15 protein-coding genes and 2 tRNA genes are annotated in these 14,223 nt (G+C 43.2%); 8 read left to right on the top strand and 9 right to left on the bottom strand.

Annotated features, from left to right (window positions below):
• Nucleotides 1-1,032 precede the first annotated feature (1,032 nt).
• Nucleotides 1,033-2,232 (bottom strand): glycine C-acetyltransferase, encoded by a 1,200-nt coding sequence (gene kbl / locus B4Q04_RS12455; protein WP_088697000.1) that lies wholly within the window; start codon nucleotides 2,230-2,232, stop codon nucleotides 1,033-1,035.
• A complete protein-coding gene (locus B4Q04_RS12460) occupies nucleotides 2,217-3,191 on the bottom strand; it encodes an NAD-dependent epimerase/dehydratase family protein (RefSeq protein WP_013994349.1) in 975 nt (324 codons plus the stop codon). The genes kbl and B4Q04_RS12460 overlap by 16 nt, the downstream gene beginning before the upstream one ends.
• A gap of 165 nt (nucleotides 3,192-3,356) precedes the next feature.
• On the opposite strand from B4Q04_RS12460, the gene B4Q04_RS12465 reads away from it, so the two are divergent.
• Together B4Q04_RS12465 and B4Q04_RS12470 are read left to right on the top strand one after the other, a co-directional pair.
• Complete coding sequence (locus tag B4Q04_RS12465; protein WP_013994350.1) at nucleotides 3,357-3,818, top strand: Lrp/AsnC family transcriptional regulator; 462 nt, start codon at nucleotides 3,357-3,359, stop codon at nucleotides 3,816-3,818.
• Between the two features lie 75 nt (nucleotides 3,819-3,893).
• Nucleotides 3,894-4,109, top strand: a complete 216-nt coding sequence (locus tag B4Q04_RS12470) for a transposase (protein ID WP_262508236.1) — start codon at nucleotides 3,894-3,896, stop codon at nucleotides 4,107-4,109.
• A 111-nt stretch (nucleotides 4,110-4,220) separates the two neighbouring features.
• Here B4Q04_RS12470 and B4Q04_RS12475 read toward each other — a convergent pair.
• A tRNA-Lys gene (locus B4Q04_RS12475) sits at nucleotides 4,221-4,296 on the bottom strand.
• A gap of 96 nt (nucleotides 4,297-4,392) precedes the next feature.
• Nucleotides 4,393-4,468, bottom strand: a tRNA-Lys gene (locus tag B4Q04_RS12480).
• Between the two features lie 138 nt (nucleotides 4,469-4,606).
• Here B4Q04_RS12480 and B4Q04_RS12485 point away from each other — a divergent pair.
• On the top strand, nucleotides 4,607-5,122 hold the full coding sequence (locus B4Q04_RS12485; RefSeq protein ID WP_046287947.1) for a shikimate kinase: 516 nt from the start codon (nucleotides 4,607-4,609) through the stop codon (nucleotides 5,120-5,122).
• On the opposite strand, the gene B4Q04_RS12490 is transcribed toward B4Q04_RS12485, so the two are convergent.
• Entirely contained in the window at nucleotides 5,114-5,611 is a 498-nt protein-coding gene (locus B4Q04_RS12490; protein ID WP_013994352.1) for a phosphoribosyltransferase family protein, read from the bottom strand. The two genes, B4Q04_RS12485 and B4Q04_RS12490, sit on opposite strands and share 9 nt — an antisense overlap.
• 53 nt (nucleotides 5,612-5,664) lie before the next feature.
• Nucleotides 5,665-6,066, bottom strand: coding sequence for an RNA-binding S4 domain-containing protein (locus B4Q04_RS12495; RefSeq protein ID WP_013994353.1), 402 nt, complete (start codon nucleotides 6,064-6,066; stop codon nucleotides 5,665-5,667).
• A gap of 83 nt (nucleotides 6,067-6,149) precedes the next feature.
• On the opposite strand from B4Q04_RS12495, the gene B4Q04_RS12500 reads away from it, so the two are divergent.
• Nucleotides 6,150-7,061: an FKBP-type peptidyl-prolyl cis-trans isomerase gene (locus B4Q04_RS12500; protein WP_088697002.1), complete on the top strand. Its 912-nt coding sequence runs from the start codon at nucleotides 6,150-6,152 to the stop codon at nucleotides 7,059-7,061.
• A 91-nt stretch (nucleotides 7,062-7,152) separates the two neighbouring features.
• Here B4Q04_RS12500 and B4Q04_RS12505 read toward each other — a convergent pair whose 3' ends face one another.
• The 3 genes from B4Q04_RS12505 to B4Q04_RS12515 form a co-directional block, all read right to left on the bottom strand.
• Nucleotides 7,153-7,746: a porin family protein gene (locus B4Q04_RS12505; RefSeq protein WP_088697003.1), complete on the bottom strand. Its 594-nt coding sequence runs from the start codon at nucleotides 7,744-7,746 to the stop codon at nucleotides 7,153-7,155.
• A gap of 47 nt (nucleotides 7,747-7,793) precedes the next feature.
• On the bottom strand, nucleotides 7,794-8,747 hold the full coding sequence (locus B4Q04_RS12510) for a transketolase family protein (RefSeq protein ID WP_013994356.1): 954 nt from the start codon (nucleotides 8,745-8,747) through the stop codon (nucleotides 7,794-7,796).
• A 61-nt stretch (nucleotides 8,748-8,808) separates the two neighbouring features.
• Nucleotides 8,809-9,684 (bottom strand): transketolase, encoded by an 876-nt coding sequence (locus tag B4Q04_RS12515; protein ID WP_262508235.1) that lies wholly within the window; start codon nucleotides 9,682-9,684, stop codon nucleotides 8,809-8,811.
• 261 nt (nucleotides 9,685-9,945) lie between these two features.
• Between B4Q04_RS12515 and tgt the strand changes: the two genes are divergently transcribed.
• Genes tgt through B4Q04_RS12535 form a run of 4 tightly spaced genes read left to right on the top strand, consistent with a single transcriptional unit; the run spans nucleotide 9,946 to nucleotide 14,074 of the window.
• A complete protein-coding gene (gene tgt / locus B4Q04_RS12520) occupies nucleotides 9,946-11,076 on the top strand; it encodes a tRNA guanosine(34) transglycosylase Tgt (RefSeq protein ID WP_046287948.1) in 1,131 nt (376 codons plus the stop codon).
• Nucleotides 11,076-12,158 carry an LptF/LptG family permease gene (locus B4Q04_RS12525; RefSeq protein WP_013994359.1) on the top strand — a complete coding sequence of 361 codons (1,083 nt, stop codon included), beginning with the start codon at nucleotides 11,076-11,078 and terminating at the stop codon, nucleotides 12,156-12,158. Before tgt ends, B4Q04_RS12525 begins: the two co-directional genes overlap by 1 nt.
• Before the next feature lie 20 nt (nucleotides 12,159-12,178).
• Nucleotides 12,179-13,072: a DMT family transporter gene (locus B4Q04_RS12530; protein WP_013994360.1), complete on the top strand. Its 894-nt coding sequence runs from the start codon at nucleotides 12,179-12,181 to the stop codon at nucleotides 13,070-13,072.
• Nucleotides 13,073-13,120: 48 nt separating this feature from the next.
• Nucleotides 13,121-14,074 (top strand): acetyl-CoA carboxylase carboxyltransferase subunit alpha, encoded by a 954-nt coding sequence (locus B4Q04_RS12535; RefSeq protein ID WP_013994361.1) that lies wholly within the window; start codon nucleotides 13,121-13,123, stop codon nucleotides 14,072-14,074.
• Nucleotides 14,075-14,223: the final 149 nt, after the last annotated feature.

Raw genomic sequence — 14,223 nt, forward strand, 5'->3', positions numbered from 1 at the left:
GTGAATTCCACTGTTTGAAATAGGAGCAAACTACGTATGGAATGGAATAACGATTTCAAGGGTCGCCTTACAATGGGGTATTGTTTGTTCTTCATTTCCATCTTCATCTTGGCATTCCGTCTGTCAAGGGTGTTTCCTAAAAAAAAACTAGGTGCTAAGGGCGCTATTCCGCTTTCTTTACGGATGAATTAGTACTAACGTCAAAGAGTATGCCTATAAAAGAAATGCTTTTGCCGATGAGTGTAATTGCTTAATTGTCAATGGTTAAGGAGGTGTGTTGAAAACAGGGGCAATTTAAATGCGGGGCGAATTTCCCCAGGTGATGAATTTTGGACCGATACGGGGTAAATTTTAAATAGAGAAAGTGAGCGGTGAAATCGTTAATATATTGAAAATCAGAAGAAATGATTTATGGGTTTGTGATGGGATTTGTTGAAAGTTTTTCAAGGAGGAATAAAGAGGAATAAATAGGGTATAAAAAAATAGCCAAGGCATGCCTTGGCTATTTTTAATGGTTTTGATACGTCCATTGAAGAGAAAAGTGAGCATGGGGCAAGGGTGGAGGAGGGTAAGGGGTAAGACCTCTTGGCCGTGTCGTCTTAGCTGCTTTTCCTTGATTATTTTAGTATCCCGGATTTTGAATAAGTGCGGGGTCTGCAGCTATCTGACTGGCGGGAAGCGGCAACAACAATTTGCTGTCGTCGGTAATGCCTAGAACGCTTTTGGCCCTTCCTTGACGTAAGAGATCGAACCAACGATGGCCTTCCCGGTCCTATTCCAATCTTGCAGTCGATTCCCCCAAAATTCCGATCCTATCCAATTTCTGTTGGGCCAGTTTTGCCAGTCACTTGCAAAGCTAAGACCTTGGGGAAACGACCGATATTCGAGCGAGGTTTTAGCAAATATCGAAGGGGTGATACAGGGGGGGGCGTATAAAATGGGCTTTAGGTAGTATTTTCTTTTCATCTTCTAAATTTACGCGGAATTTATTGAAACACCCCCCCCCCGTGTTGTCAACTAGGGCATGGTATTTTACACAAGCGTATTCAATACGCCGAGTTCGGTGCCCACTTTGGTAAATGCGGCTATGGCCTTAGCGATTTGCTCTTGCGTGTGCGATGCGGAAAGTTGCACTCGTATACGGGCTTTTTCCTTGGGTACCACGGGATAAAAGAAGGCTATCACGTAAATTCCTTCCTCTAGAAGTTTTGAGGCAAACTGCTGCGCCAACTTCGCGTCGTAAAGCATTACGGGAACAATGGGATGTGTGCCCGGTATGATGTCAAAGCCGGCCTGGGTCATTCCAGCTCGGAATTGCTCCGTATTCTGTCGGAGTTTTTCAATAAGCTCATTGGAGTTTTCCAAATGTTCCAAAACTCTTAAAGAAGCCCCTGCAATGGCCGGGGCAAGGGTGTTGGAGAACAAGTAAGGTCTCGACTTTTGTCGCAATAGGGCTACGATTTCCTTTCTGGCGGCCGTAAAACCTCCCGAGGCCCCTCCCAAGGCTTTTCCATAGGTGCCGGTAATGATGTCTACCCGGCCCATTACACCTTTGTACTCATGGGTTCCTCTTCCGGTTTCCCCAATAAATCCGGTGGCATGGCATTCGTCTACCATTACCATGGCCCCGTATTTCTCGGCCAAGTCACAGATTTTATCTAGTTGGGCAATAGTTCCGTCCATAGAGAAGACCCCGTCGGTGACGATAAGTTTTCGTCTTGCGCCAGAGGCTTTTTTTAGTTCCTCCTCAAGGGCCTGCATGTCGTTGTGCTTATAGCGGTGCCTTTGGGCCTTGCATAAGCGTATGCCGTCTATAATGCTGGCGTGGTTCAATTCGTCAGAGATGATGGCATCTTCTTTTGACAGTAGCGGTTCGAATACGCCTCCGTTGGCGTCGAATGCGGCAGCATAAAGGATGCAATCTTCCATACCTAAAAATTCCGCCGTCTTTTGTTCCAGTTCTTTGTGTATGTTCTGGGTCCCGCAGATAAAGCGTACCGATGAAAGTCCGAAACCATAGGTCATCATTGCATCTATACCGGCTTCAATGACATCTGGGTCGGCAGAAAGCCCTAAATAGTTGTTCGCACAAAAGTTGAGGGTATTTGTGTGGTCTTTTGTGTCGATGCAGGCCCCTTGCGGGGTAGTGATGATACGTTCTTTTTTAAATAGTCCGGACGCTTCAAGGGAGTCCAGTTCTTCTTGAAACTGTTGTTTTATATTGTCGTACATGTCTTATAACCTTGTTTAGTGTATTGTTTACTTAATTCCGAAATCATTTCTGCCACAATATCCTTCAATTGAAATTGTGGGCGCCATTTCCAATCTTCGCGGGCTTTACTGTCATCTAATGAATAAGGCCAACTAGCGGCGATGTCTTGTCGGAAATCGGGCTTATAGTCGATTTGAAAATCGGGATAGAACTTTCTGATGGCCTTTGCGACATCCTTTGGTCTAAAACTGGCAGCTTGTAAATTGTAGGAAGTTCGAATGCTGATACAGTTCTTAGGGGCTTCCATAAGTTCAATGGTGGCCCTAATGGCATCGTCCATATAAATCATGGGCAGTGTGGCATCTTCGTGCAGGTAACAATCGAATTTTTGGCCTTGAACGGCCTTGTGGAAAATATCGACGGCATAGTCGGTGGTGCCTCCACCGGGAAGGGATTCATGCCCGATAATGCCAGGGTATCTTAAGGAACGCACGTCCAATCCGTATTTGGTAAAGTAGTAATTGGCCCAGTTTTCGCCCGCAGCCTTGCTTATCCCGTAAACGGTAGAAGGATTCAATGGGGCGTCTTGGGGCGTATCCCATTTTCTGATGTCACCACCGTAAACGGCAATTGAGCTAGGGAAAAATACTTTGTTCAACATATGTTCGGCCGCGACACTTAGAACCGAAAGCAGACTTTTAAGGTTGATTTCCCAAGTGCGAATGGGATCTTCTTCACCCTTGGCCGAAAGAACCGCCGCTAAATGATAGATTTCCGTAATACCGTGGGTAGTGATAATACGCTTGAGACCGGCAGTGTCGGTAGCATCTAAAATTTCATGAACGTTTGGGGAATTAGCTTTATCCCTAAGGTCTGAAGTGATGACCGAATCATTGCCATATCGTTCAATTAGGGCCTTGCTAAGCACGGTCCCTAACTGACCGTTAGCCCCGGTAACCAAAATTTTTTGCTTGCTCATATCTTTATATTAATAAGTATAAAGTTATGTAAACAAGTATTTTTGCCACAATAAAACCTTTAAATACTAATAAAATAAGTAGTTTTAGCTTTATATTGATAAATATGAAATATATTTTCCTTTATAGAGGTGAATGTATTGAGCTCACCAGTAATTTTAACTGCTATGGAAACGATCGATGAGATAGATTTAAAAATTTTACGGATTTTGCAGGTCGATGCGAAACGGACGGCCAAGGAAATAGCCGAATCGCTCCATATGACGGCTTCTCCGGTCTATGAACGAATAAAGCGCTTGGAGAAAAGGGGCTTTATAAAAAAGTATGTGGCCCTTTTAAACAAAAAACAATTGGGGAAACACGTAAGTGCCATCTGCATGGTTTCATTGCGGTATCACAATGAGGGGTTTATCGATACGTTTGAAAAGCAGATAAAGGAATTAAAGGAGGTGCAAGAGTGTTACCACATGGCAGGCAAGGTAGATTTCTTCCTGAAAATTCATTTGAAAAGCCTTGAGGGCTATCATGAGTTCGTCAGGACCAAACTGTCTAAGATCGATAATATAGGCGTGTTGGAGAGTTATTTTGTGCTGAAGGAGATATCCAATGGAACCGAGTTCGATATCTAAGGTAGGCTCCACAGCGTAAGTAGCGCGGGAGGGAGCCTAGTCGATGGGCGATCGGATTTATTCCACAACAATTTTATAAATTCCGAAACACAATTGGTCATGATCCCCTTCAATACCATTGCCAATACGATATCACTCAATTATAGGTCGATCCTAAACTATTTTATAAATAGAAGTACGAATGCTTCTGCGGAATCCTTCAACGCAAAAATTAAAGCGTTCAGGCCACAGTTCAGAGGGGTGAAAAATGTAGAATTCTTCCTTTACAGATTGACGACAATTTTTGCATAAACACAACAATTGGTCATGATCCACTAAGATTCAGTTTAGGTAAAAACCAAGTCAAAAAAACCTCGAAAATCATGTGATTTACGAGGTTTTGCTCACGGAGGATATCCGGTGTGGTGACCTGGCTGGGGCTCGAACCCAGGACCCTCTCCTTAAAAGGGAGATGCTCTACCAACTGAGCTACCAGGTCAAAAAAAGTAAAGAACGAAAGCGTATTCTGTTAAAAAAATAAGCTCAGGTGTTTAAATAAAAAAGCCTCTTTATTTTGAAGAGGCTACTATTTATTTGGTGACCTGGCTGGGGCTCGAACCCAGGACCCTCTCCTTAAAAGGGAGATGCTCTACCAACTGAGCTACCAGGTCAAACATATACAGGATTGATTCCCTTAATGCGGGTGCAAATATAAGTCGATTACTTTATTTTCCAAGCCCTTTTTTATATAAATTTAATTTTTTTTGAAATCCCCTGAAAATAAGCCACTTTTGCGCCAAAATAAAATTGTGAAAATAGTATTGTTAGGGTATATGGGTAGTGGTAAGAGTACCATTGGTAAAATATTGGCCCATAAAGGAAACTTGGAATTCATAGATCTTGACCATTATATTGAGCAGGCCGAAAATATGTCGGTTTCAGATATCTTTAGAATAAGGGGAGAGCTCTACTTCAGAAAAAAGGAACATCAATACCTGAACGAGGTGCTTGATCAAAAGGAGGGTTTTGTGCTGTCCCTCGGTGGCGGAACCCCCTGTTATGGCGATAATATGAAATCGATTATCGAAAAGACAGAGAATACCTTTTACTTAAAAGTTTCGATTTCTGAATTGACCAAGCGCCTCCTAAAAGAGAAAGACGAACGCCCATTGGTCAAGAATATAGCCGAAGACGAGCTGCCCGAGTTTATCGGTAAGCACCTGTTCGAACGAAACCAATTTTACAGCCAGGCCCACAAGGTCATTACCTGCGATACCAAAGACGTAAAAGATATTGTGGAAGAAATAAAGGTAGCCTTAGTCTAGGTAGACCATGTCGTTCTTGGACTGAAATTTCACGTGTACATGTTCTTGTAAGGAGGTTGATAGGGAAATGCCCTTATAATCGGCTTTTACAGGATATTTTTTATGGTTTCTGTTGACCAGTACCGCCGTCTTGAGCTGCTTGACAGGGGTTTTTAGAAAATGGTGTACGCCGTAAATGAGCGTGGTACCCGAGTTTAGTACATCGTCGACCAGAACAATGGATTTGTCTTGGTATTCCGATTCCGGGATCGAGGTTTTTACGCCACTTCGCAAGGGGTTCTTTTTGTCCATCATAACCTTACAGAGTGTGATTTCGGCATCGGTGACTTTCTTTAGCACCTTCTGCAGTTTTTTTGCAAAATTGAGTCCCCCGCCATCAATGCCGGCTATGATAATTTCCTTTTCTTCAACATTGGCCTCGTAAATCTGATAGGCAATACGTTCTATTTTATATTGGATCTGCTGGTGCGTAAGTATTTTGTTTTCCATAAACGGGTATTTTCATTTCAAAGATAGCCAACCAAGGGCAAACCTGCCTGTTTTTATTCTTTTTGGACAAAATCGTCGGGAGCGGCTTCCGGGTCGTCTAAGTACTCTTCAATATCGCGACGGTCTTTTTTGGTGGGCCTTCCCGTTCCTTTCTTTCGGTAGTGTTCCTTGGCCTGTTTTAAAAGTTCGTTATGTTCGAAAGCCTCTTTTGGGGTGGTGTCCTTTCTATAAATATCGACCAATTTGGCACCGACCCGGCTTTTCGGGGTGTCCAAAACCGTAAGTTGAAGGTTGATCTGGTCTTTTCGTACTATTATTTTGTCCATAGGGTAGACCTCGCGGGAAGGTTTGACCACTTGGTCGTTAACTTTTACCTGACCTTTTTTACAGGCCGTAGAAGCAATGTTCCGGGTCTTAAAATAACGGGTACTCCACAAGTACTTGTCAATTCGCATAACTATTAAAAATCTTTGTTAAGGCTCTCTACAAAAATAAGGGAAAATTGTATCTTGCCGGCTGTAAAAATGAATTGATGATAATGAATCGAATAGTTGCCTTGTCGGCGTTGGTAGTTGTACTATGGTCTTGTAATAACGATGATGGCGGTGTCACGATAGAACCCCCAAGACCTCTGACCGAGGTTTTGGGTGAAGATGAAGTTAAGATTCAGGAATATCTTAAAACGCATTATTACAATTATGCCGAATTTGAAAATCCATCCGAAGATTTTGATTATAAGATCAAAGTGATGGAAATAGAGGAGGGCGATACCGATGTGATTCCCTTGATCGATCAAGTAAAATCAAAATCGGTAAAAGTGTCGGCCACTACCGAAGAAGGGGAAGAAGAGTTGTCCCACACCTATTACTATTTGGTAGCAAAGGAAGGGGTCGGGGAATCTCCTACAGTAGCGGATTCTACTTTTGTGAAATATGAGGGGACATTATTGGATGGAACACGCTTTGATGGAACGGATAGTTATTCGTGGCAATATCTTCCTCAATTTTTAAGGGGATATGCAGAAGGGGTCTCCCATTTGAATTCTGGTGGAGCGGTTGTGGAGAACGAGGACGGTACCTTTACGATAAGTGATCCGGGAGTGGGAATGGTAATCATGCCTTCGGGTCTGGCTTATTATAATAGTACGCCTAGTGTCTTGATTCCGACTTATTCGCCTTTGGTTTTTACTTTGGAGTTGGGTGTTTTTGTAAAGGATACCGATTATGATGGGGATGGCGTGCCGTCTATCATGGAGGACCTGAACAATGATGGGAACTTAAACAACGATGATACCGATGGTGATGGATTGCCTGATCACCAAGACAGTGATGATGACAATGACGGAACGTTGACAAGTGATGAAATTGAAGTGGACGGAGAGGGTAATGTTACTTTTCCTGATGCCGATGGCGATACTGTACCGGATTATCTGGATTCCGATACAAAATAATAAGAAAAGCGATAATTTATTTATCGTCAGTATAAAAGAAAGCCCGAAACATGCGTTTCGGGCTTTCTTTTTATGATATCTGTTCCTTTCCTTATAAAGTCAAAGACAAACTAACGATCAGCTGGTCAGGCCTCGCATCTACGCGACTTGGACCTAGCTCGGTTATGTTGGTGTTGATAAAGGTAGCTTCGTTGCTGTTAAAGCCTCTCTCGTACCGGATATCGATACCCAACTTGCCTAAGTCTACACCGGCTCCGATATTGGCGCCTACACTAAAGTCGTTTTCAATATCGTCTATACTGATACCGTCAAATTCGGTATCTAGGATATATTGGAACGAAGGTCCGGCAAATACGTGTAAGGGACCGATAACCTTGATACCTACCAACAAAGGCATGTCTAACTTACTGATGTCGAACTTGTCTCCGTTGTAATCGGACTTTGTTTTGGTGTACATCAATTCGGGTCTGAAGTAAATACGGCTTATACCGATTTTTCCAAATAATCCCAAATGGTATCCCATGTTTCGGTCAGGGTCTCTGGCCGCATCCCCAATGGATTCAAAATAGTCTCCATTGGCACTGTAGTTCAGGCCGGCTTTTACACCGATTTCAACCAAATCTTTTTGCGAAAATGCAGCGATGCTTACCAAAGCAAAAACCGCTGTAAGGAGTGTTCTTCTCATATGTTCTCGTTTTTAATACCACAACAGTATCAAAAACGATACCATTGTTATTTCCTTTTCAATACCTTTAAAACGGCCTTTTCAATAGCTTTATTGTTTAGTCCGTACTTCTCCATAAGTTGTTCTGGGGTACCGCTTTCGCCAAAAGTATCTTGCGTTGCAACGAACTCTTGAGGTGCAGGATGCTGTACTGTAAGGGTTCTGGCCACTGTCTCTCCGAGTCCGCCCAAGTAATTGTGCTCTTCGGCAGTTACGATGCAACCTGTTTTTTTAACTGATTTTAACACCGCTTCCTCATCAAAGGGTTTGATGGTGTGGATATTGATAACCTCTGCTGAAATTCCTTGTTCTTCCAGTTTTTCTGCAGCGATCAAAGCTTCCCATACCAAGTGACCTGTGGCAACTATGGTTACATCGGTACCTTCGCTTAGCATTACGGCCTTGCCGATTTCGAATTTTTGGTCGACGGGGGTAAAGTTGGCTACTTTTGGTCGGCCAAAGCGCAAGTATACAGGTCCATCATATTCGGCGATGGCCAAAGTAGCGGCCTTCGTTTGGTTGTAGTCACATGGGTTGATGACCGTCATGCCCGGAAGCATTTTCATCATACCGATGTCCTCTAAAATCTGGTGGGTGGCACCGTCTTCACCAAGGGTTACACCAGCGTGCGAAGCACATATTTTTACATTCTTTCCGGAGTAGGCGATAGACTGACGGATCTGGTCGTAAACCCTACCTGTTGCAAAGTTGGCGAATGTACTGGCAAAGGGAATCTTTCCTCCAATGGTGAGTCCGGCTGCGATACCCATCATGTTGGCTTCGGCTATACCTATTTGAAAGAATCTCTCGGGATTCTCGTCAATAAAAGGCTGTATTTTTAAAGAACCTACCAAATCGGCACAAAGGGCTACTACATTAGGGTTGGTTCTTCCCAACTCGGTCATGGCGTCTCCGTAGCCACTTCTAGTATCGTTTTTTCCTTGATCTATATATTTTGTCATTTTATTCAGTTTTTGTCGTTTCCGAGGCGGAAAGCTAAAATTTTAAGATAGTTTCGGAATTTTAATAATCACCTAAGGTTTCTGGGTTTTGGCTTAAAGCGTTCGCTAATTGCTCGTCGCTAGGTGCTTTACCGTGCCATGCATGGGTGTGCATCATAAAATCTACACCGTTGCCCATCATGGTATCTAGTATGATACATACTGGTTTTCCTTTTCCTGTTCTGCTCTTGGCCTCGTTCAGCCCATTGATTATGGCTTCAAGGTTGTTGCCTTCGGCTACTTCAAGAACATCCCATCCGAAAACTTCGAACTTCTCTTTTAGGTTTCCTAAAGGAAGCACTTCTTCGGTAGGGCCGTCGATCTGCTGTCCGTTCCTATCTATGGTAGAGATCAGGTTGTCAACTTTATTTCCGGCAGCATACATAATGGCTTCCCAGTTTTGGCCTTCCTGTAATTCGCCATCACCGTGAAGACTATAGACCAAATGGCTATCTCCGTTCAATTTCTTGGCTAATGCCGCACCGATTGCTACGGACATTCCTTGACCTAAAGATCCCGATGCTACACGAACCCCTGGTAGGCCTTCGTGGGTAGTCGGGTGTCCTTGAAGACGGGAGTTCAATAAACGGAAGGTATTTAATTCTTCCACGGGAAAGTATCCCTTTCTTGCCAAAACACTGTAAAAAACAGGTGAGATGTGGCCGTTTGAAAGAAAGAAAAGGTCTTCGTCCTTACCGTCCATATCAAAACCTTCTTTAAGGTCCATTACTTCATTGTAAAGCGCGACCAAAAATTCGGTACAGCCCAAAGAACCCCCTGGGTGACCTGAATTTACCTTGTGTACCATGCGTAGAATATCCCTTCGGGTCTGTACTACGATATCTTGTAGTTCGTCTAATTTTGCCATTTGTAAATGTTCGTTTTTAGTAGTTTTCAAATGTAATCGCAATCTTTTGGGAATACAAATCGCACCTTGTTTATTTTTGCCCTCAAATCAAAAAAAGAGTGATAAAAGCAACAGTTGGCAACCTTTTGCGCTAGAGCCGTTTATTTGGACGGAATTTATTGAAAGAGAGAGGCGATGGCGGTGAAAAAGTTAGTTTCGGTAGTCGGAAACCCAGGTTTTGGACAAACTTTATTTTTTCCTTAGGGCTTTTATGCTAGGCAGTTGTTTATCTTTGCGCCCATAAATAATATTTTGAAATTTACCTTACACCATACAGACCCTAAGAGTAAAGCCCGTGCCGGAACCATGGTTACCGATCACGGCGTAATAGAAACCCCCATATTCATGCCGGTAGGTACCGTTGCTTCGGTAAAAAGTGTGCACCAGCGTGAATTGAAGGAAGATATCAATCCCGATATTATTTTGGGAAATACCTATCACCTTTTCCTTCGGCCAAAGACGGAAATTCTAAAGAAGGCCGGGGGACTCCATAAGTTTATGGGGTGGGATAGGAATATCCTTACCGACAGTGGGGGGTATCAAGTGTATTCCCTCTCGGGAAACCGTAAGATAAAGGAAGAAGGGGTGAAGTTCAAGTCGCATATCGACGGTACGACCCATCTTTTTACACCGGAAAACGTGATGGAAATACAGCGTGTTATAGGGGCCGATATTATCATGGCCTTTGACGAATGTACGCCTTATCCATGCGATTATCGCTATGCAGAACGGTCTATGCATATGACCCACAGGTGGCTGGAGCGCTGTATAACGCACTTAAAAAAGACCCCCTTCGAATATGATTATTCACAGGCATTCTTTCCGATAGTACAAGGTTCTACCTATACCGATCTAAGAAAACGCTCGGCCGAGTATATTGCCGGGGTAGGGGCCGAAGGTAATGCTATCGGTGGCCTGTCCGTTGGCGAGCCCGCCGAGGAAATGTATGCCATGACCGAGGTGGTCTGCGAAATATTGCCCGAAGACAAACCAAGATATCTGATGGGGGTAGGTACGCCTATCAATATTTTGGAGAACATTGCCTTGGGGATCGATATGTTCGATTGTGTAATGCCTACGCGAAATGCGCGAAACGGAATGTTGTTTACGGCCCATGGAACGATTAATATAAAGAACAAAAAATGGGAGGACGATTTTTCTCCCGTTGATGAAATGGGGATCACCTTTGTCGACCTCGAATATTCAAAGGCCTATTTGCGCCATTTGTTCGTGGCCAAGGAGTATTTGGGCAAGCAAATTGCCACCATTCACAACCTAGGATTCTATCTTTGGTTGGTTCGTGAAGCTCGAAAGCATATTTTAGCGGGGGATTTTACCGAATGGAAAGACCGTATGGTGAAACAAATGGATAAACGATTGTAGTGCTTACAATATTAGATAAATATATACTTAAGCGATATTTGGTCACTTTTTCGGTGATGATCTTGCTATTCATCCCTATCGGTATCATGGCCCATTTGGCCGAACAGATAGGAAAAATGCAGGCCAACGAGGCCCCATTGGATGAGATACTTGTCTATTTTGGAAATTTTACGATCTACATCGGGAGCCTACTGTTTCCAATTTTTCTTTTTCTATCCATTATTTTCTTTACCTCCAAACTAGCGAGTAATACGGAAATCGTTGCCATTTTGAGTTCGGGGGTTTCCTATTCCAGGTTTTTGAGGCCCTATATTATTGGGGCATCCATCATAGCCATTATCATGTTTATCATGGGGATGTTTGTTGTACCCAATGCCAGTAAGGGCTTCAATGAATTCAAATACAAGTATTTGAAAAAGGGAAAACAAGACCGGGTGACCAACAATATCTTTACGCAATTGAATGCAAATGACTTCATTTACGTAAGTAGCTTTGACCCTGCGCGCCAAATCGGCTATAATTTTACCTTTGAACGTTTTGATAAAGAGAACCAATTGAAGTTCAAGATATCGGCGGCCAATATCAGATGGGTGGAAAAAGACAGTGTCTACCGCCTCACCACGTATAAAAAGCGAAAAATCTATAACGATACGGCCTTAGTGGAGACCAAGCGCCGTCTAGACACGCTTTTTGCCTTTAATATAAGTGACCTTACGCCCGTGTCCTATGCCGCGGAAACCAAGAATATTTTTGAGCTCAATCGCTTTATCAAAGATCAGAAGCTCAAAGGGGCTTCCAATATCAATGCCTACGTTCTGGTGAAATATAAGAGATGGGCCTTGCCGATAACGGCCTTTATCCTGACCATTATAGCAGTGGCCGTTTCCTCGGTAAAACGAAGGGGAGGTATGGGGATCAATCTGGCCTTTGGTATTATAGTGGCCTTTGTGTTCGTTTTCTTTGACAAGGTTTTTGGAACACTTGCCGAACAATCGGGTTTTTCTCCCCTGTTGGCAGTATTGATCCCGAACATGCTTTTTGGTATTCTCGCGGTAGTATTGCTGCAGAGGGCCAAACGATAATACGATAGTTATAAAAAGGCATGGGGGCACAGCTGAAGAATTACCTGCATTTACATTTTATTGTCTTTATCTGGGGCTTTACCGCGGTTTTGGGCAAGCTCATTACCCTTGATGCCATGCCTTTGGTGTGGTACCGTATGCTTATGGCGGCGGTGCTGATATTCTTCTACCTGTTCGCTAAGCGGTATTCCTTAAAGGTGAGTCCTAAAATGCTTCTGGCCTTGATAGGTGCGGGAATTGTAATCGCCCTGCATTGGGTCACCTTCTTTATGGCCATAAAGGTGTCGAATGTTTCCATAGCATTGGCCACGATGTCTACGGGTGCCTTTTTTACGGCCTTGATCGAACCGTTTTGGTATAAGCGAAAAATGATATGGTATGAGGTCGTATTCGGTATCGTGGTGATGTTGGGCCTTTATATGATCTTTAAGGTCGATACCCAATATCTTTACGGTATTATGATCGCCCTTGTGTCATCCTTTCTTTCGGCCCTATTTTCAATGATCAACGGAAAGTTGATCCAGAAAGAGAGGCCTTCGGTCATTTCTTTTTACGAGCTATTGAGCGGGGTGGGCCTGCTCAGTATTTTTTTGGCCTTTCAAGGAAGTTTTAATGCCCAATTTTTTCAATTGTCATCCGATGATTTATTGTATCTGTTCATTTTGGCGTCCGTGTGTACGGCTTATGCATTTATTGCTTCGGTGAAGATTTTAAAGTTTATAAGTCCTTATACCGTAATGCTTACCATTAATCTAGAGCCGGTCTACGGTATCGTTTTGGCCTTTTTGATTTTAGGGGATTCGGAAAAAATGAACCCCCTGTTCTATTTGGGCGGAGGCATTATCTTGTTGACGGTTCTGGCCAATGGGATATTGAAAAATCGGAGAAGGTTTAAAAAACCCTTCAAGGGATAAGCTTAAAGTTCTATATTTGCCTATCAAACTAAACCTTTTACACTACTAATGGAATATCTCGATTTTGAACTCCCGATAAAAGAGCTTGAAGAGCAGTTGGACAAATGCATGATTATCGGACAAGAAAGCGATGTTGATGTATCGGAAACCTGTAAGCAGATTGAAAAGAAACTGGCCGATACCCGAAAGGAAATCTACAAGAACCTTACCGCTTGGCAGAGGGTTCAGTTGTCAAGACATCCCAATAGACCTTATACCTTGGATTATATCAATGCCATTTGTGGCGATACGTTTTTAGAGCTCCATGGCGATAGAAATGTAAAGGACGATAAGGCAATGATAGGGGGCTTGGGTAAAATCGGGGATCAGAGTTTTATGTTCATCGGTCAACAGAAAGGATACAATACCAAGACCAGGCAATACCGGAATTTCGGTATGGCAAACCCTGAGGGGTATCGCAAAGCCTTGCGCTTAATGAAATCTGCCGAAAAATTCAATATACCTGTCGTATGCTTTATCGATACACCTGGTGGTGCTGCCGGTATTGAGGCGGAAGAGCGTGGTCAAGGCGAGGCGATAGCCCGTAATATACTTGAAATGACGCGTTTAAAGGTGCCCATTATAGTGGTCATCATTGGTGAAGGAGCCTCTGGTGGCGCCTTGGGCATAGGAGTAGGCGATAGGGTCCTTATGTTGGAAAACACTTGGTATTCCGTAATTTCACCCGAATCATGTTCTTCCATTCTTTGGAGAAGTTGGGAGTATAAGGAAGTAGCTGCCGAAGCATTGAAGCTTACCGCTACCGATATGAAAAAATTGAAATTGATCGACGAAATTGTCCGTGAGCCCGCGGGTGGAGCCCATGCCAATCGTGAAAAGACTTTTGAAGTCGTCAAGAATAAAATTGTGGCCCAATTTGAGGTGTTGGAAAAGTTATCCCCAAAAGAATTGGTCAGAACCCGAATGGATAAGTACGCTCAAATGGGTGTTTTTAACGGTTAACGGGCGCATTTCACAAGCCGGTCAAAATCTGAAGGAAACTTTCTTCAGATTTTTTTTGTTATCAACATAAAATCGTAACTTATTAACAGGGCAATGTTCATTACCTGTGAATTATACTTCATTTTTTTAGTCACTTAATTGCATATTTT

The sequence above is a fragment of the Zobellia sp. OII3 genome (genome assembly GCF_002211465.1).
Classification (GTDB): domain Bacteria; phylum Bacteroidota; class Bacteroidia; order Flavobacteriales; family Flavobacteriaceae; genus Zobellia; species Zobellia galactanivorans.